Raw genomic sequence first — 18,222 nt, forward strand, 5'->3', positions numbered from 1 at the left:
ACCAGGCAGATCACTCCTGCAATGTACGCCTCCGACCTTCTGTAAAGATAAGTATTTGAAATGGCAAGTTTAGAAATCTCATTCCTGTCTGGAAAACGTCAGATCATCGAGCTGTCGAAACAACAGCCCGTTTCGATCGGCAGCCATGCATCCAATGATTTACAGATTGACAGTGAGAATGTTGCTTCGATGCAGTGTCGGATCAGCTGGAACAAAAAAGGCTTTGAAGCTCTCGCCGCCACCAGTGACGGCATCGAAATCAATGGAACCATGTCCGGGCGTTCCCTGCTAAAAGATGGCGATCTGATCCGAATTGGAGAAGCGGACATTCTATTTGTTGATGAAATCGATCTGCTTGAGCTTAGCGCACCACTGCCTGATGTTTCTGATACTTCGGAAAGCTCCATGTATGATCTGAAACCAGTCAGCCAGGATGAACTGGAACTGGTTTTACAGAATCCGCTCAAAGAAAAAGATGTGGCATCTGAGGAGAAGAAGCCTCCTAAAGAGAAGAAACCGAAAAAAAAGAAAGCTTCCAAATCATCAAAGTCTTCTAAACAGGCTGAGACACCAGCAGATGAGGACGAAGAAATCCTGGATGTCGACGACCTCGATCTGGCTTCCGCCGCAGAATTACTGATCGATGACGCCCCCGCTTCCGCTCCTGCTGGCACATTTCTGGCTCGCTCCAGTGAATATGCCGCAGATGATGACGAAGAAGCAGACGCCAATCATTCGAAACCACAGCGCCCGCTTTCACTGAAAGACCGGGTCCGTCGACGCTCTTCCCGCAATGCAGTCCGACCGGGTGAGCGTCAGGTGGTTAAGTCTCCGTTTGTCCTTTCACTGGCAGGCGGTAGTGTTCTCCTGGTGTTAGTCGCATTAACCTTCTGGTTCATCATTGGGCGAGATACCGCGAAACGACATTTCGATGCGGCAGTCCAGGAAATGGAAGCAGGTAAATATTCCCAGGCCATTCAGTTGTTTGAACATTTTCAGGAAAATTACAGCAAGAGTGATTACGCCGACGAAGCGCGGATCCTGCTCAGCGAGTCACTGGTGGAAAAAGAAATTTCAGGCTCGACACCGGCCTGGAACGCGGGTCTGGAAGCCACCAATCAGTTCATTAAAAAACACCGTGATGATTCCGATTTTAAAGAGCTGTATCCAACACTGGTTGATTATGGACAGCGAATCGCATTAGGGGCCGTCGAAACGGCCAGTCGCACTAAAGAGCGAGACCTGTTAACGGTATCCAGCAATGCTGAAAAGATCTTGACGCGTTACAGTCCGCCAGACTCCCCCCCGACAGAAACCTTAGCCAAAATCAAGGCGGGATATGAAAAAGCAGAAGCGGAAATTCTGCGAAACGAAGTGTTTGATGTCGCCGTCAAAAATATTGAAGAATCCATTAAGCAGAAAAATTCATTAGAAGCTCTGGAACAAAGACGCCACCTGCTGGACCGCTACCCCTATTACAAAGACGATCGCAAGATGGCGACGGTGCTGACGCAAATCCTGGATCTGGAAAAAACGCTGGTACAGTCCAGCAATGAAGCAGTCCCGGCAGCGACAGATGACTACCCAGAACCGTTTTCCCAGGCAGTCACGCTCTCGCTTCATACGCGATCCCGGTCCAATGCAGTTTCGGATGGACGAAATGTGTTTGCGTTAGCCAATGGCAGTTGCTTTGGAATTGATTCGATTACGGGAGATCCCATCTGGCGTCGGCCGACAGGCCTGGATGCACCGTTTGCACCTTTGACGGTCGCTGGCAGTGAACCCTCTCTGCTGCTGTACGATACCCGTCAGAATGAACTGTTGTGTGTTACTCAGAAAAACGGCGCACTGGTCTGGCGACAGCCTCTGCCTTCTCGACCTACGGGGAAACCACTGGTGTACCAGGGACAGATTATCATTTCCTGCAGCGGAGGCGAGTTGCTCAACCTGGATCTGCTGAAGGGGAACATTGTTTCTCAACTCAAGTTTGCACAACCTCTCGTTGGCGCTCCGGGACTGGTCTATGGTGAGCAGGCCGTGGCTGTTGCCGGACATGAAGCCTTAATTTACCTGGTGAGCCTGCGGCCTTTTGAATGTCAGAAGGTGGCCTCCCTCGGGCATCGGCCAGGTACCATCCAAATCCCAATTCTCTCGATGGGCAAACTGCTACTGATTTGTGAGAATGATCGTGCCGACTCGGCCTTACTGCATGTTCTGGATGGAAACGGACAAAACGCAACCCTCAACGAACTGGAACAGGTCCGGATCAAAGGCCAGGTCCACAGCGTGCCTGCCCTCCGCGGCAAACAATTGTTTTTCCCCACCGTTCCGGAGCGCATCACTGCTTTTACTGTCACAGACGAAGAAGGCAAACGCAAGCTGACGGAAATCGCTTCAGCCCAGTTACAGGATCCCCTTTCCTGTCAGATCTATCTTTCTGCAGGTTCTAGTGGTCAACTCTGGATGTGCAGTTCCGCATTGCGTAAATTCACACTCCAGAACACGGGTATTAAACTGGATAAGAAAAAAATAGCAGATGGTCTAGGTACACAACCGATGCAGATCATCGGAAACAACCTTTACCTGGCCCGCCGCCTGCTCTCATCCAATTCCGTTATCTTTACCATTGCCAATCGGGATGAAATGTCGAGCTCCTGGAAATCCATTCTGGGGACTGACATCGTCGCGACCTATCCCTACGGCGCAGGTGATCAACAGGGACTGCTCTGTATCACTTCCGACGGTGACATCTTCCGCCTGCGCGAAAATGACTTTGAATCTGCGGAATCACCATTCAAAGAAAAGCCCAGTACTCAACTCAAACTTCCGGAATCTCTCGCTGCACCGCTCAAGTCAAGTCGTCTGTCGAATGGCAAGATCGCAGTTTACTGCGGTGCTCCCCAGCCGACCCTCTGGATCCTCAATCAGTTTGGACAACTGGAACAGACGATCGATTTAAAGTTGCCTCTCGATGCGCCTCCTGTGGTGATTGGCGATGGAATTGCCCTTCCTTTTCGAAAGAAAATCGCGGTTTTCCGCAAAGGGCGCGGACTGGATTCCGTGCTGGAACATGTACTTCCGGATGACGTTGATGACAGTGTAAGCTGGAAACAGCTGATCCCGTCTGCCAAAGATCAATGTATTGCCATCACGTCGGCTGGCCAGATCTTCTCATTGCAATATCGCACGAGCCCTGTCCGCCACCTGGCTGTGCTCTCTGTTACAGATAAAAAACAACCCATCGACTTCAAGGCAGGAGTCGGAAAAGACTCACTGGCTGTGGCGGATGCTTCAGGTTTACTGCAGTTGCTGGACCTGACTACAGGCCATCCCAAAGCCAGGCTGCAGCTGGAGACGCCTGCCACCAATGATCTCTGGCTAATGGACCAATTACTGTTTGTACAATCCAGACAGAAATTAAGCTGCTATAACATCAACCAGGGACTTGAGAAGATCTGGAATCTGGACTTACCAAACGCCTCACTGTCAGGTCCGCCTGCCATAATAAAAAATCAACTCCTGCTTTCCCTGCAGAATGGAAAAGTGCAGTCTGTCGACTTACAGACTGGAAAAGTCTCAGCCGAACTGGTTGCACCTCTCCCGGCTATCGGTTCGGTCGTTAATCTTGAGAAACTTCTGCTGGTTCCGACCGTGGATGGCAGCCTGTATCGAATCGATCAGGCTCTGCAGCAGAAAGGTCAGGCGTCATTATGAGAACACCGCGCAATACTCTGCTGATCCTGTCTGTATTGATCGGCCTTTGCTTCACAGTGGATCTCCCGTTTGCCGTCGCTCAGAACGACGCCAAAAAAGATACGCCAGCAGACAGCGCAACGAAAGAATCGAAGGACAAAGATTCAGCCAATGAGAATGTGGATATCCTGCCTAAGCTGGAAGAGATGCAGATCCCGACTGTGGAAGAACTGCTTAAGAAACCACCCGTTGACTGGATTGTGTTAGAAAACGATTCCGTGCTGGTCGTCGAGCCGATCTATCCCCGCCCAGATACCCTGGGACAGCTCGACCTGGCACTTAAAGAAAGCTACAACTGGCCGAAACCCAAAAGCAAAGAGGAAATCGAAGAACAGAAAAAAATGCGGGCGGATATGAATTTTATTTTGATCACCCTGACCGATGATAAAGAAAACCCGGAATATCGGATTCAGCGAAAAAGCGTCAAGCAGGTGATCCATCACGAAGACCAGATCCTCCAGAGGATTGATCTGTTACTCAAAGAAAACGACCTGAAAACCGCGTTCGAGCTGCTGCTGTTTCTCGACCGAAAACATCGCGACTGGCCTGGCTTTGAGCAAAGGCAGAAACAGTTACTGCTTCTGGAAGCAAAAGACAAACAACAAGCGGAGCAATATCTCAATGCCCTGGCTTATGTTCAGGATCTCCACAGCCGCGACCCCAAATATCCGGGGTTAAGTCAGCTCGCTGGTGAAATCATTGACGTGATGATCTCACAATCGGTTCAGGAAAACGCTTACCGCAAGGCTCACTACTATCTGAAACGTCTCGAATCGATGTTTCCCCTGCAGCAAACGGTGATCAAGTGGAAAACCAACTTTCTCAACGAGTCCAATTCCATTCTGAAAGCCGCGGAACAGGCCGCCGGCCAGAAACAATACCAGGAGGCGATCCAGGCAGTCTCGACAGCAGTTGTGATCTGGCCTGCCAATCCGAAACTTCGTGAACCACTCCTGAGGTACCAGAAGCGTTTTCCGATGATCAACGTAGGCGTGCTGGAAACAGCCCTGGAAGAAACACCCTATTTTCTCGAACGCGAATCAACCCGCCGCCATCACACTTTAACGCAGATCCCGTTATTCGAAGTAACAAAAGTCAACCAGACCCCTCTTTATCAAAGCCGTTTCTTGGAACAATGGGAACCCACCGACCTGGGACGTCGTGCTGACTTTATTTTAAGACAGTCTTATTCCCCCTGGGAATCGCATCCCACCATGATCGCCGCGGATATCACGCAGTACCTGAGAAGTAAAATCACTCCTGGCACCACTAAATACGACGAACGTTTTGACAGTTATGTCCGTTCTGTCTCATCAACGGGCCCGTTTACATTCAGTATCTATTTTGATCGTGTCCCCCTGCGGATCGAATGGCTGCTTTCAGATCCCGTGAATTCTCCTCCCCTCTGGCAGAAGATCTCTACCATACCAGAGTCGGATCAATCACCAGTCCGGGATGAAGTCCTCGTCTCCAGCCGCTTTATTGTTGATCAGCAGCGGGATGGTATTGTCAGTTACAGCCGGGCGGTACCCGAACCAACCGACGTGCGAGAATTCAGTGTCGCGCAGATCAATGAGATCCCCTATCCCAGTTTTGAAAAATCATTCCAGGGATTACTGCTGGGAGAAGTCACTGTACTGCCTTTCCTGCCGGCTAAGCTGGTCTCGTTTTTTCAGGATAGTGAAGACTTCAACGTCGTCCAAAGTGTGATCCCGCTCACTCACGTACTGCAATTCAATCCTGAAAGCAAACCGATGCAGGTCGTCGAACTCAGACGTGCGCTGGCATACTCAATAGATCGGAAAAAAATATTATCTGAGACCCTGCTGCATGAATCCAGGCTGCTGAACGGCCGCCTGGTCACCGCGCCGTATTTTACAGGCCTGCAGGTTTATAATCAGCAAGTGCCTCAACGGGAATACAGTTTTCCGCTCGCGGTCGCGCTGGCAGTGGCTTCACAAAAAAAACTGGGGGGTAAGTTTCCCACGCTGCGCATGCTATGTGACCCCAATCCGGAAGCACAGATCGCTGCACAGGAGATGATCAAGGCATGGTCACAAATCGGTCTGAAAGTCGTGCTGATCCCCAATACTGCTGTAGAAGCAAAGAAAGAGAATCTGCAATGGGATATCGTGTACCGCACGGTCTCGATGACAGAACCCGTGATGGAACTCTGGCCGTTCCTGACGGTAGGCAAGGGCGCACAAATCGAATCACTGGAAATCCTGCCTGACTGGATGCGACTGTCTCTTATTGAACTTGATGAAGCTACAGACTGGGAATCGGCAACTGCACTCATCAAAAAACTGCAGCAACAGCTCTACTCGATGGCACATATCATTCCACTTTGGGAGATCGATCAATTTCATGTCTTTCGAAAAAACATTAAAGGTTACGCAGATCGCCCTTTGAATTTTTATGACAACATCGAGCGCTGGATACCGGAACCCTACTACCCTGATGTGGAATCGTTTTCCTATAAATAAATTGTGTTTCTGATGATGCTGTCAGTTTCAAGTTCGGAAAAGTAATGTCTCAGTTCACTGGTTTGAAATTTTACTGCTGTATGCTCATTCTCGGGATTCTCTCTGTTCCCGCGACAAGAACGCTTTATGCGCAAGCAGCAGTTTCAGTTACTACTGAGTCCAGCGTAGACCCGAACCTGCACATCAGCTTAAAGCCGTACCGTACCCGGATTGAAATCGCCTGCGATCCGGAAACCAGACTCAATGAGTTTGAACGACAGCGTCTGCAGCATCAGCTGCATCAAATCATTGAACGTTCTGTCGGTGAGAAATGGTTGCTGAATCAACCAGGTATTCCCCAGGCGGAAGCGACAACAGGCATCTTCGAAAATCGCTGGTTACCACTCTGTACTGCGGCTGGTTTGTCACGTTTACAGCCGGAAGAGATCCTCGCACGCTACCCCGATCAGCCTTTTGAGAAACTGTTTCTGATTGTCATTGAACCGGCAGGCATCGGCTATCGCATTTCCGGGAGAGAGTTTGATTATTATTCACAGCGACTCAGTCCGCTGTCTGATAAAATCACATATGAAAAACTATTTCTTGCGGAAACAACGTTTGATTTACTGCGCAACCTGTTTTCCTCTGTCGTGAGTATTGAAACAGTGGACGGAGAACAGGTAACCGTCAGCGAGCAGGCCAGCCAGTTTCTCACTCCCGATCCCGGTGTTGCCACTCTGGAAATCAACACGTTCTTTCTGCCATTTTTTCGCTATCTGAATCGTGACAGAGAAGTCAAAAACATCCAGATGATCCCCTGGACCTATCTTGAGATCGAAAAAGTGGATCGCAAGCATGCGACCTGCTCTGTCACATCCGGTTTACGTGGCATCCTGGGCGGCAGCCGGCGGCGTGTCGAAACGCTGGCCCTCCATGTCCAGCCACGTCACCAGGTAACAGAATTATCTCTGATTCCCCGGGGAACTTCGACACAAACTTATGCTGGCATGAAAGTCCAGACTTCGCCTCTCAACCCGCAGGAAGTCCGTCAGTTGCAGATTGCGGCGAAAAAGGAGAGCGAAGAAACCAAAAAGCCTCTGAAAGAACCGGATTATGTAACAGGTGAGTTTCTGACAAATCGCAGTGGAACAATTGAGATCGACGCAGATCCACAGCAACCCCTGATCTGGCTATACATCCGCAGTGGCAAAGCACTGGTGGCGAATGTCCCTTATCTTCCCGGCATTGACTCACAAATCTCGATCCAGATACCCGACGATCGAATTCGGCTCGGCGTAGAAGGTGAACTGGCAGTCCTCAACGGAGAACTGATCGAAGCAGTGGCTGAACTCTCTATGAAATTCTCGCGCATCCGCAGGTGGGCCAAACGCGAAGAATGGGACAAAGTTGACGCCGGTATCCGGGGACTGGAAAGTGAACTTTCTCCCAGAAAGATTTTTCAGGATAAACTGAATGTAATTCGTGTGTCATCGGTCGAAGCAGCTCAGGCACAAAATAACAGAACCGCTCAGGCGAGAATTGCCAGCCTCTGCAAAGAAACCGGTAACCGCATTGACCGTTTCCTGAGTCCTACGGGGATCATTGATCTGAAAACCGAGATCCAGGATTTAAAACAGCTGTCCGGAAATAACCGTAAACGCTGAACTCTTTGATGGAACTACCCGCACTATGTGGACGCTCTCCTCTATCGCTGTGTATCCCGTGAAATCACTGGATCCGGTCTACGTCGATCAGTCCGATCTTCTCCCCTGCGGTGCACTCACAAGTGATCGTCAATTTGCCCTGTTTGATCAGTCCGGAAAATTGATCAATGGAAAACAGTACCCGGCGATTCAGCAGATCCGTGCGAAATTCGATCTCGCCGCACAATCGGTCACGCTTTCTGTCCCGCATCAGTCCACAGAATCCGTCCATTTCGCACTGGCTGCTGACCAGCGTGAACTCGCAGACTGGTTAAGCGACCAATTAAAGACCAGGGTTCATATACAGGAGAATTGCGAGACCGGCTTTCCCGATGACCCGGTCGCGTCCGGACCAACAATCATCAGCACACAGACTTATGAGGAACTGGCGCGCTGGTATCCGACTATTTCAGTCGAAGAATTACGGCTGCGCTTTCGAGCCAACCTGGAATTTGACGGCGACCTTCCCTTCTGTGAAGACCGTTTATATTCGGCGGAAGATCCCCCGGTACAATTTCAGATCGGCTCCGTCACATTCGATGGTTCCAACCCCTGTAAACGCTGTGTGGTCCCCTCCCGTTCTCCTTATTCCGGAGACGGCGATCCGCAATTCATGAAAACATTCATCCGAAAACGAGCGGAAACATTTCCAGCCTGGGGAAATCGCAGCCTGTTTCAAAACATGTACCGACTGGCCGTGAATACCCGACTTCCCAGCTCTTCAAAAGATGTTTCGTTACGGCTACACGTGGGAGATTCGCTGAAAATCCTCAAATGAGGCATAGGGTACAATCCGAATAGACTCCCAAAAATGAGAAACTATAAACGGTACAACTCCTACAACTGATTCCTCAAGTGAATCGGTTACTGGAATACCCTGCATTTTTTGGAGATCGCAGCAGACACCCTGAAAACAGTACGCTAAGTTTCAGGTGTCGCTTTTTCTGAACATGAATATTTTTTCAGACTCAGAGGAAGCCTTTAACGCAGATGTTCTCCCCACTTATTCGCAGGGAATCGCGATGCTTGTCCTCAGCCGAAAAAAAGACGAAAAGATCATTATTGGAGATTCCATCACCTTAATGGTGATTGAAATCAAAAACGATAAAGTACGACTTGGTATTGAAGCACCGAAAGATGTGACCGTGCATCGGGAAGAAGTCTACGCCGCGATTAAAGCACAGAGCGAGCACGACAACACCAACTGCGAAACTCCGTAAGCAGTCGATTCCCTTTCACACCATCAGGCGTTCATAAGCTGCTTTCAGCTGTCCTGTGCCTGGGCCCACATTTTATCGAAGACTTTTCGTTGCTCGGCCAATGCAGCTACTGTATCTGTCTTGGGCAGCTTCCCCTCTTCGAGCATCAGCCAACCCGTATAATTTGCGCCTGCCATCAACTCGAAAAACTCTTTGTGTGGATACGGGTTGTGGATCAGATCGTGAATATGTGTCGTGTCACCTAAGCGATCTTTGACCATCGCAAAATTCGCAGCCAGCCCTGCCCCTTCCAAGTCCTGCTTATTGCAGTTCCAGCAGATCGCTACGTTCGGATGAACGGCAACGTCCAGGATTTTTCGAATCGTGGGCAGATGAGCACATTTGCCGTGCACTTCCAGGCGAATCTGCTGACCGAAGCCCTGACCATACTCCCCCAGTTCATTCAGCGACTTTCCGATTTGTTCAATCGTCACATTTTCCGGAACGCCAACGTGGAATGAATCGGGCTTCACCTTCACGCCCGTTCCCCCGACATCATGACTGAGTTTAATAAAGTCCTTCGTATCGGCGATCGCTTTCTTCAATTTGATCGGATCGGGATTGTCATAACGTTCGTTGCTGCCAATTCCAACCAAAGTCACCGGGCTGTCCGTAAATCGTTTGGCGACTTCCTTCCGCTGATCTGCTGTCAACGTACGTTCCACACCATGGGCATGGGTAGTGCGTAATTCGACGCCCAGAACATTCGCCGTTTCACAGTTTTTCAACAGGGTTGGCAGATCCCAGTCCTTGGCCCACTGATATGTCACCAGGCCATACTGCGCCTGTTTTGGTGATTTTTTTTCTGCAAACACGGAACCCGCTAAACCACAGCCTAACGCCAGAGTACTTCCAGCGGCAGCGGTTTTCAAAAAGTCGCGACGTGAGTAATAGTCCATGAGTGCATTCTCCAGAGTATATTAATACGGTATTTATTGATCGCTGAGAAAAATCAGCTCTCTGCCCGGTTCATTGATCTTACCTATTATTACTGATTCACAAGAGAGAATACAAACAACTTTCTGCTGATTTCTGAATCAACAACACAAGCAGAAGGAGCCGGCTGCTTTACAATAAAACTCATTCCTTTTATAAAACAGGTCAGGATCAGTACTGTCAGCGGGAAAACCAATTCTTTCCCGCGTTTAAATAGAACGACTGTTGACTTTTTATAATTTGATTCCGAGTAAGACCATGAACGAAAAAACCGCACCCGAAAAATTTACCTTTCAGGCTGAAATCAAAAAACTTCTGGATTTGCTCTCACACTCGCTGTACCAGAACCGGGAAATCGCGATCCGGGAGCTCATTTCAAACGCCTCCGATGCGTTAGACAAATTCCGCTTCATCTCTTTGACCGATGAATCTGCCAAAGACGATCAGCCGCTGGAAATCTGCCTGGAACCCGATTCTGAAAACCGGGTCCTTGCGATCACCGATAATGGTGTCGGCATGACGCACGATGAATTAATCGAAAACATCGGCACCATTGCCCACAGCGGTTCTCTGGACTTTTTAAGCAAAGCCGCCGGAGACCAGAAAGAAGAAGTCTCCCTGATCGGTAAGTTCGGCGTCGGCTTCTATTCTGCATTCATGCTGGCCGACAAAGTGGAAGTCCTGACGCGCAGCTACAAAGACGAGACCGGCTATAAATGGGAATCAGATGGAAGCGGCTCCTTCACCATCGAACCCCAGGCCGACCTGCAACGCGGAACTTCCATTCGCCTGCATCTGCGCAAAGATCTGGATGAGTATACCGACGATACGCGTTTGAAATTCATCCTGAAAAAATATTCCACCTTCGTCCCCTACCCGATCAAAATCGGCGAAGAACTGGTCAACGATCAAAAACCGATCTGGATCGAGCCCAAAACGCAGCTCACCCAGGAACAGTACGACGGCTTCTACCAGTATCTTGCTCACAACGGCGAAGATTCCGCCCGCTGGCATCTGCACCTCAGCAGTGATTCCCCGTTCCAGTTCCACTGCATCCTCTACTGCCCGCAGACCAACCTGGAACTGATGGGCTTCGGACGCACCGAACACGGCATCAGCCTGTGTGCCAAACGCATCCTGGTCCAGAACGATAACCGTGACCTACTCCCTGAATACCTGCGGTTCCTGTACGGACTCGTCGATTCCGCAGACCTCCCGTTGAACATTTCGCGTGAATCGCTGCAGGACAACACCGTCTTCCGCAAAATCAAAAAAGTGCTCACCAAGCGTGTGCTCTCTCATCTGGCATCCATCGCCAAAGACGACGAGGAAAAATACCTCGAGTTCTATCGTCAGTTCGGCAGCGCCCTGCGAGAAGGCATTGGCTCCGATTTTGATAATCGCGATGCCCTCGCTAAATTATTGCGATTCCCGTCGTCCCAGGGTGCCTCCCAGACAGAACTCTTCTCGCTGGAAGCCTACCTGGAACGGGCAGGTGAAGATCAGAAGCAGATCTATTACCTGGGCGGAAACGATTTCAATACAATTGCCCGTAACCCCAACCTGGAAATCTTCCGCAAGAAAGGGATTGAAGTCTTCTACCTGGAAGACCCGATGGACGAAATCGTCCTGTCCAATCTGGCAAAGTTCTCCGACCATGACATCGTTTCCATCGATTCGTCAAACGTCAAGCTGCCCGGCGAAGAAAAAACCGACGATGAATCTGAAGAAACCGCAGAGAAAAAAGAAGAGTCCCAAGAACCGGTTTCCCCCGAATTCGAAAAGGTCCTCTCCCTGTTCCAGGAAGAACTCAAGGACGATGTTGAATCGGTTACGAAATCAGATCGTCTGACTGACAGCCCCTGCTGCCTGGTCATGCCGGAAGGCGCGATCAGCTCGCAACTGCAAAAAGTGTTGAGCATGGGCAACAAAGATTTCCCGACGACGAAACGGATTCTGGAAATCAATCCCGACGCCGAGCTCATCAAACGACTCACTACGCTTTCTTCGAACAGCGATCAGCACGCCTTCATCAAACAATGCGGCCGACAGCTGTTCTGGAATGCCTCCCTGATGACGGGCATCGCAACCAGCCCCGAACAGATTACGGAAAACATCCAGAGCATGATGGAAGAACTCGCGCAGAAACGATCTCCCATCATCACATAGGTAATGCGAATTGAATCGTATTGAGAGTAATTCTCAGAAATACGATCACACAGAGATCGGAGATAACCGCGACTAACGCCGTGCGGCTGATTTTGTTAACAGCAATTAGCCGAAGGGCATTAGCCCGGTTCCTCGCATTTGCAATGACGCGTTCTATTTCAGAAACGTTATTGAGTCGTATTTCGCTCACCGCGGTTCCATCTCCGGAGCCGCGGTGTAGTAATACATGTGAGGCACTACTGGCTGAAACAAGCCGACTCGATCCCAGGGCACCAGCATCTGCTCCGCCTGCTTCACTGCCTGCCTGATTTCATACGCCGGAACTGCTTGCCTCTGCTCCAGCAGTGAAACCAGTTCCAACCACTGCCCCACCGTCTGCGTAAACTCCCCATCATCGGCACACAAAAACAACGGCTGTTTCTGTTCCTGACTGCGTTGATGCTCAAAGCAAGTCGCCGCCGCAAAATAAAACAGGGTACTCGCAGCAAACAGACTGAAATCAAATCGGCTGCGATAACAACAGGCCACCAGCCGATCAATCAACGCCCGCTCTTTCTGTAATGAGTCTGAATAGTTGGCTAACTGCTCCCGCCTCGCGTCTTTTGTCCAATGCTGTTCCAGCACAGAGACCAGTCGCTCAATCCCGCAGAATGTCTGCGCGATGCCTGTGCTGTGCAATGGATCAATAAATCCCGCCGTATGAGGCAGCAATGCCCAGTCGGGTCCCGCACATTGTGCCCACCCCCGCTGTAGACGCCCCGTAGTAACAAGTCCCGTTTCCGGCCCGATGACAGATGCCTCGGCGAATTGTGCCTGGATCGCTGGATAGCGATCCAGCATCTGCTGCCAGTCTTGATCTGCCTGTCGCTCATCCAGAACAAAGCCTGCACTGGTGATACCGTTATTGAACCGCAATTGCCACATCCAGCCTTCCTGCAGTACGTGATGCAAGGCTGCCTGATCACAGACAAACGGATAATCACCGCGGTCAACGTTATTCTGTTCCAGTATCTCATCCCACAGTTTGACGTCTTGGAAGTGTCCATAAATCGCGCGGGACCGTGTGGCGAATTCCGTCTGTGGTACCATTCCCAACGCGCGGGGCACCAGACCTGCAGTTCCACTCGCATCAATCAGAAAGGCTGCCCGCAGAGAGACATCCTCCCCGTTTCTCCTGCCTGATACCTCCCAGCCTGCCGTCCGCTGCAGTTGAATTTCCGTCTGGTCCAGATACAAAACGTTTGACTTCCGGACCTCCTTTGCGAAGAATTCATCAACGTCCGCCCGGTACCAGTGTGTATCCGCCAGCGGTTCACTTAAATTCGCTGTCACCAGCAGTTCACTGCCATGCGCGGGTTCTGTTTGAAACATCTGGCCTGGCTGATGGGCGAAGTAACTGAAGCCCCGTTTCACCCCACAGGCGATGTCGGGACAGGTCTGTTGCCACGTCCCATACTTGCAAAATGGCTGAAATTGTGGAAGATCATACTTCTGGGACAGTGATTGCAGCAGATAGCCGGCGGCGGGTGTTGACGATTCCCCAATCGAAAAACGGGGATGTGTGCCGCGGTCGATCAGAGCGACCGACAGACCGATGCGGTCCAGCAACAGTGCCGTCAGGCTGCCACCAAAGCCGGCTCCCAGAATCACGACGTCAAATTGCTGCATGAGAGTGGATTGATTCTACTTGATTCAGAGTTTGATAAACAAATCGCAGCAGACATACTAACCGATTGCTGACTCAAAGGCAGGTTCAGAAGGATAGATCATGCAGATACAACCGGTTCTCATCAACGGACAATGGATTACTTCTACAGGCACCACCAGCTTCCAGGCAGTCAACCCGGCCACAGCGGAAGCACTGGAACCCGCGTTCCCCGTCAGCGCCTGGGATGAAATCGAATCCGCAGTCGAAGCGGCTGCCGATGCCGCGAAAGCCATGCGAGGCTGGCCAGGCGAACGCTTTGCCGCCTTTCTGGAAGCCTATGCCGACGAAATCGAAAAACGAGCCGACGAACTGGTCACGACTGCAAATCTGGAAACGGGCTACCCCGAGTCACCCCGCTTGCGAGACGGCGAACTTCCCCGCACAACCAATCAACTGCGTCAGGCAGCCACACATGCCCGCGAAGGTTCGTGGGCACAACCGACGATCGACACTGCTGCCGGCATCGGTTCGATGTTTGGTCCGATTGGTCCAGTCGCTGTTTTTGGCCCGAACAATTTTCCCTTCGCGTTCAACAGCATCGCCGGCGGTGACTTCGCTGCTGCCGTCGCCGCGGGAAACCCTGTGATCGCCAAAGGCCACTCTTCGCATCCCCGAACCACACAGATCTTCGCGGAAGCCGCCGATACTGCTGCCAAAGCGACCGACATGCCCGCTGGTTTCGTTCAGCTCATTTATCGCACGAGTCACGCAGATGGTTGCAGGCTGGTGTCTCATCCACTGATGGGCGCCATCGGTTATACCGGCGGACGGAGTGCAGGCCTCACAATCAAAGAAGCCGCCGACAAAGCAGGCAAACCGGTCTACCTCGAACTCTCCAGCATCAACCCGGTCTTCATTCTGCCCGGTGCGTTAGCCGAACGAGGCGACGACATTGCCGAAGAATTCAAAGGGAGCTGCCTGATGGGTACTGGCCAGTTCTGTACCAACCCCGGTCTGGTCGCCATCAAATCAGGTGAAACCGCCGAGGCCTTCATTGAAGCGGTCAAACAGAAATTCGAAGCCGCCCCTGCGGGCATTCTGCTAGGCGAAGGGGTACAGCGCGGCTTCCAGTCCGGTATCACCGCCATCCAATCCGCCGGCGCCACGCTGGTCACTGGTGGCCAGCAGACCGACGGCCCCGGCTTCTCCTGTGCGAACACCCTGCTCAAAGTCAGCGGCAGCCAGTTTCTGGAAACTCCGGAAGCCCTGCAAGCAGAAGCCTTCGGAAACAGCTCGCTGATCGTCGTGGCCGACTCCGACGAACAACTGGTCCAGATCGCCGAATGCCTGGAAGGCAATCTCACCGGCTGTATTTACAGTCATACCGATGACGAAGATGAAGGCTTGTACGAGCAACTGGCCCCTGCGTTGCGTCAGAAAGTGGGACGCCTGCTGAACGACAAGATGCCCACCGGCGTGGCTGTCAGCCCGGCGATGAACCATGGCGGCCCCTACCCTTCGACAGGACATCCGGTCTTCACCTCGGTCGGAATTCCCGCCGCCATTCACCGGTTTTCGATGCTGCAGTGCTACGACAACGTCCGTCCGCAGCGTCTTCCCGCAGCGTTACAACCGAAAAACCCGAACGGCAGTCTATGGCGGTATATTGATGGAATGTACACACAGGCCGACTACGAGGCGTAATCACAGGGCAGTTTGTGGTAGCAAAGGCAGCAGGAAAACGGGTTCAGAAACGTTCAGAGAGCGTAATCGGCGAACCTGCTGCGATGAAGAAGCGTCTATACGACTAAGCACTGAGAAAATATGAATTTACAATGATTTTTTTTGCTCGTAATGTTGTGTAATCAACGTGTCTGTTGCTATCATCCTGACTCAGTCAACAAACGGCCTGTCGAGAACAGCAAGTGAATTCCAACGCTTCAAGATCCAGCCGTATCCAATACAGTAAGAACAAATGAGGGCGTAGCTCAGTTGGTAGAGCAACGGACTTTTAATCCGTAGGTCCAGGGTTCAAGTCCCTGCGCCCTCATTCATAAAGCCTTAAGCTTCAACAGCTTAGGGCTTTTTTATTTTACTGACCTTGTACCTAAGTGCTTGATTTTCAAAGTGTACCTGATTTGCTCGTTTTATTTGTATGCAAACAGCGGTTAGAAAATGATACGCCACCTGTGCTGATGGTACTCTACGCCTTTGTCCGGATGACATTTCAACTACTAAATGTTATACCGATGGCTCTCATTGGGGGGGGGTATTCGCGCTGGTGTTGAAGAGATAACCGGCATCTCGCGGCGTGTAGATATTGAGAAACCGTGCCTGGAAAGAGTCAAATCCTTTCCAAAATAAAACGCAAGTCACCATCATCGTTCGAAATGGCTCAGCCATGTTGGGACATCGCTTTCAAGGTTAAGTCGCCGTCGGGGATCACGACCAGCGTACGGCCAACCGGTCATATCTCCCGCTCCGATTCACCTCGCACACTCAACCACTGACCTTGAAAGCTCCCCACGTAGCCAATACGTTCGGGACGCAGAAGTCGCAAGTTCAAATCTTGTTATCCCGACTAACGCTATTGCGTTATATAATAAAGGCTTATGCATTTTTGAAATCTTCGTTTTTTTTTTAAATTTCCCCCGGTGATACCCTTGGTGATACCTTTTTTTGCGTTAAAACAGGAAGCCTCGCTCATTTTTCCCACCATTATTTTGCTCATTTCCAGCCCTTGAATTGAATGCAAATTTCAGGTGTAAATACCTGCCAGGCAATCCGCAAAGTCAGAGGCTATCTGAGACCCATGTTTGCCGAAGCTCCCAGTGGTCCCATCCAACGTCAGCCACAGGCCTATACAACCCGCAAAGCAGTCGACCAGATCCGGGAACTGCACCAGCAAGGTGCTTCCGTGCGTGAGATCTCAGAAGCCACCGGGATATCACGGATGACGCTTCATCGTCTGCTGAATCAATTTAACGGGTCTGAATTGAAACAAGTAATTTACACCCACAGACAAGAAGTGAATTTCTTGCAGATCAGATCATTCTCGCAGATCGAGAAACGGGATTTGACATGCTGAGTTTTCGTAGCCTGCGACAAAGGTAAATGAGAAACCAGCTATCAATCGTTTACCATTGATGGCTGGTTATTATCAGAATTCTCACAAGATCCGCGTGCAATCAAGCAGTTACTTTCCGGAACAACTCACGAGGTTGAGATTACAGGATTGCGGGTAACTCTGCCTGACCACTCCCTCAATCAGCCCATTGGTCTCAATCTGATTTCTGCAGTAATCCGGGTCGAATATATCGACCTGCCCCATTTTGAAGATCTCTTCGACTCCCTCGCTCCGCAGCGTCTCCGTAATCATCTTCTGCACGCGGGCGTTCATCTACGCCACGTCGGGGGCATCCCCTTTGGTCAAGGATTAAGTCGCGAGACGCCCAGTTGTGGGGTCGATTACCCAGTGCTAAGGGATGCCACTGGAGAACATGCTTCTGTGCAATAAAATCATTTTCAATAAAGTGTTTTTCATTATGTTTGCCAAAATCGTCGTAATCGAGATCGTCCCTTAATCAGCTCTCCATTCATATTGATGTCCGTGATTTTAAGAAGAAACCAAGAGCTGCTCCTGCACAAAACAAAGAGCGATAAACGGTTAGGCTGCTGCAAGGACCCGAGATACCGAATCAGTCATAGTAGTAACTGAAATACCAGGTTGAACCAGACACACACGAAATTCAAACCTCATTCTTTCAGCATCATCAATTAAGCTTTCCAGTTCAATAAGAGTCCTTTTACAAATGGTAGAACCTGAAGCCAAGCGCCGAATCAACTGGGACTTCAGAGCCGAGGGCGATCTTGCCAAAATCACACTTTTTACAATTTGTCCTGCAACTTCATATGCGTCTCCAACTCGACCACCTGGAGAGGTTCCGCCAGATCCTTTACAGTGGAATACCTCACATACAATCACATCACCGTTCTTATTATAAAGAGCCAAGTAATCTGCGATCTCTCCAGAAAGGTATTGAAACTCCTCAAGTCGTTCATTTGGAATCTCGTGGATACTATCATCTCGGAAACAGGTAGCGATTTCGGCCGTTGAAGTTAGTTGTGAGAGCCTGGCCATTCAGTTGAATTAACTCAAAAAAAAGTTTAGTGTGTACTTTGGTTTCAAGAGATTTATCACAACAATCTTTCAATGACATGTCCCTCGGAGCTTTGCCCCCCTCTTCACACTCACATCGAAATCATGGAAATCGGAAGTCGTGTCCCGA

General features: G+C 50.5%; 12 protein-coding genes and 1 tRNA gene. 9 read left to right on the plus strand and 4 right to left on the minus strand.

Annotated elements, in window-relative coordinates:
* The first annotated feature begins 60 nt into the window (after window positions 1-60).
* The 5 genes from ACN0YH_RS01840 (at window position 61) to csrA (ending at window position 9,141) form a co-directional block, all read left to right on the plus strand.
* Complete coding sequence (locus tag ACN0YH_RS01840) at window positions 61-3,714, plus strand: PQQ-binding-like beta-propeller repeat protein (protein WP_417377850.1); 3,654 nt, start codon at window positions 61-63, stop codon at window positions 3,712-3,714.
* The gene (locus tag ACN0YH_RS01845; RefSeq protein WP_417377851.1) at window positions 3,711-6,239 is read left to right on the plus strand and encodes an ABC transporter substrate-binding protein; all 2,529 of its coding nucleotides are present in this window, start codon (window positions 3,711-3,713) and stop codon (window positions 6,237-6,239) included. The genes ACN0YH_RS01840 and ACN0YH_RS01845 overlap by 4 nt, the downstream gene beginning before the upstream one ends.
* Before the next feature lie 44 nt (window positions 6,240-6,283).
* Entirely contained in the window at window positions 6,284-7,882 is a 1,599-nt protein-coding gene (locus ACN0YH_RS01850; RefSeq protein ID WP_417377852.1) for a hypothetical protein, read from the plus strand.
* Between the two features lie 25 nt (window positions 7,883-7,907).
* Window positions 7,908-8,699, plus strand: a complete 792-nt coding sequence (locus ACN0YH_RS01855) for an MOSC domain-containing protein (RefSeq protein ID WP_417377853.1) — start codon at window positions 7,908-7,910, stop codon at window positions 8,697-8,699.
* A gap of 244 nt (window positions 8,700-8,943) precedes the next feature.
* Entirely contained in the window at window positions 8,944-9,141 is a 198-nt protein-coding gene (gene csrA / locus ACN0YH_RS01860; protein WP_417377854.1) for a carbon storage regulator CsrA, read from the plus strand.
* A 44-nt stretch (window positions 9,142-9,185) separates the two neighbouring features.
* Here csrA and ACN0YH_RS01865 read toward each other — a convergent pair whose 3' ends face one another.
* A complete protein-coding gene (locus ACN0YH_RS01865; RefSeq protein WP_417377855.1) occupies window positions 9,186-10,079 on the minus strand; it encodes a TIM barrel protein in 894 nt (297 codons plus the stop codon).
* Window positions 10,080-10,374: 295 nt separating this feature from the next.
* On the opposite strand from ACN0YH_RS01865, the gene htpG reads away from it, so the two are divergent.
* A complete protein-coding gene (htpG, locus tag ACN0YH_RS01870) occupies window positions 10,375-12,285 on the plus strand; it encodes a molecular chaperone HtpG (RefSeq protein WP_417377856.1) in 1,911 nt (636 codons plus the stop codon).
* 186 nt (window positions 12,286-12,471) lie between these two features.
* Here the strand turns inward: htpG and ACN0YH_RS01875 are convergent, their stop codons facing one another.
* Window positions 12,472-13,953 (minus strand): NAD(P)/FAD-dependent oxidoreductase, encoded by a 1,482-nt coding sequence (locus ACN0YH_RS01875; protein WP_417377857.1) that lies wholly within the window; start codon window positions 13,951-13,953, stop codon window positions 12,472-12,474.
* A 100-nt stretch (window positions 13,954-14,053) separates the two neighbouring features.
* Here ACN0YH_RS01875 and ACN0YH_RS01880 point away from each other — a divergent pair, with 100 nt between their 5' ends.
* The 3 genes from ACN0YH_RS01880 to ACN0YH_RS01890 all read left to right on the plus strand — a co-directional run bounded on the left by ACN0YH_RS01880 (window position 14,054) and on the right by ACN0YH_RS01890 (window position 17,021).
* Window positions 14,054-15,637: an aldehyde dehydrogenase (NADP(+)) gene (locus ACN0YH_RS01880; protein ID WP_417377858.1), complete on the plus strand. Its 1,584-nt coding sequence runs from the start codon at window positions 14,054-14,056 to the stop codon at window positions 15,635-15,637.
* 273 nt (window positions 15,638-15,910) lie between these two features.
* Window positions 15,911-15,983 (plus strand) — tRNA-Lys (locus tag ACN0YH_RS01885).
* A 699-nt stretch (window positions 15,984-16,682) separates the two neighbouring features.
* Entirely contained in the window at window positions 16,683-17,021 is a 339-nt protein-coding gene (locus tag ACN0YH_RS01890; RefSeq protein ID WP_417377859.1) for a helix-turn-helix domain-containing protein, read from the plus strand.
* 108 nt (window positions 17,022-17,129) lie between these two features.
* On the opposite strand, the gene ACN0YH_RS01895 is transcribed toward ACN0YH_RS01890, so the two are convergent.
* Window positions 17,130-17,333 carry a hypothetical protein gene (locus ACN0YH_RS01895; RefSeq protein ID WP_417377860.1) on the minus strand — a complete coding sequence of 68 codons (204 nt, stop codon included), beginning with the start codon at window positions 17,331-17,333 and terminating at the stop codon, window positions 17,130-17,132.
* A gap of 267 nt (window positions 17,334-17,600) precedes the next feature.
* Window positions 17,601-18,074: a hypothetical protein gene (locus tag ACN0YH_RS01900; protein WP_417377861.1), complete on the minus strand. Its 474-nt coding sequence runs from the start codon at window positions 18,072-18,074 to the stop codon at window positions 17,601-17,603.
* Window positions 18,075-18,222: the final 148 nt, after the last annotated feature.

This window comes from Gimesia sp. (assembly GCF_048262075.1).
In the GTDB taxonomy this organism is placed as follows: domain Bacteria; phylum Planctomycetota; class Planctomycetia; order Planctomycetales; family Planctomycetaceae; genus Gimesia.

Coding starts and splice junctions, on each gene's coding strand:
- ACN0YH_RS01845 (WP_417377851.1), top strand. CDS start 3,711: ATGAGAACACCGCGCAATACTCTGCTGATCCTGTCTGTATTGATCGGC.
- ACN0YH_RS01875 (WP_417377857.1), bottom strand. CDS start 13,953: ATGCAGCAATTTGACGTCGTGATTCTGGGAGCCGGCTTTGGTGGCAGC.
- ACN0YH_RS01840 (WP_417377850.1), top strand. CDS start 61: ATGGCAAGTTTAGAAATCTCATTCCTGTCTGGAAAACGTCAGATCATC.
- ACN0YH_RS01900 (WP_417377861.1), bottom strand. CDS start 18,074: ATGGCCAGGCTCTCACAACTAACTTCAACGGCCGAAATCGCTACCTGT.
- csrA (WP_417377854.1), top strand. CDS start 8,944: ATGCTTGTCCTCAGCCGAAAAAAAGACGAAAAGATCATTATTGGAGAT.
- ACN0YH_RS01880 (WP_417377858.1), top strand. CDS start 14,054: ATGCAGATACAACCGGTTCTCATCAACGGACAATGGATTACTTCTACA.
- ACN0YH_RS01865 (WP_417377855.1), bottom strand. CDS start 10,079: ATGGACTATTACTCACGTCGCGACTTTTTGAAAACCGCTGCCGCTGGA.
- ACN0YH_RS01895 (WP_417377860.1), bottom strand. CDS start 17,333: ATGAACGCCCGCGTGCAGAAGATGATTACGGAGACGCTGCGGAGCGAG.
- ACN0YH_RS01890 (WP_417377859.1), top strand. CDS start 16,683: ATGCAAATTTCAGGTGTAAATACCTGCCAGGCAATCCGCAAAGTCAGA.
- ACN0YH_RS01855 (WP_417377853.1), top strand. CDS start 7,908: ATGTGGACGCTCTCCTCTATCGCTGTGTATCCCGTGAAATCACTGGAT.
- htpG (WP_417377856.1), top strand. CDS start 10,375: ATGAACGAAAAAACCGCACCCGAAAAATTTACCTTTCAGGCTGAAATC.
- ACN0YH_RS01850 (WP_417377852.1), top strand. CDS start 6,284: ATGTCTCAGTTCACTGGTTTGAAATTTTACTGCTGTATGCTCATTCTC.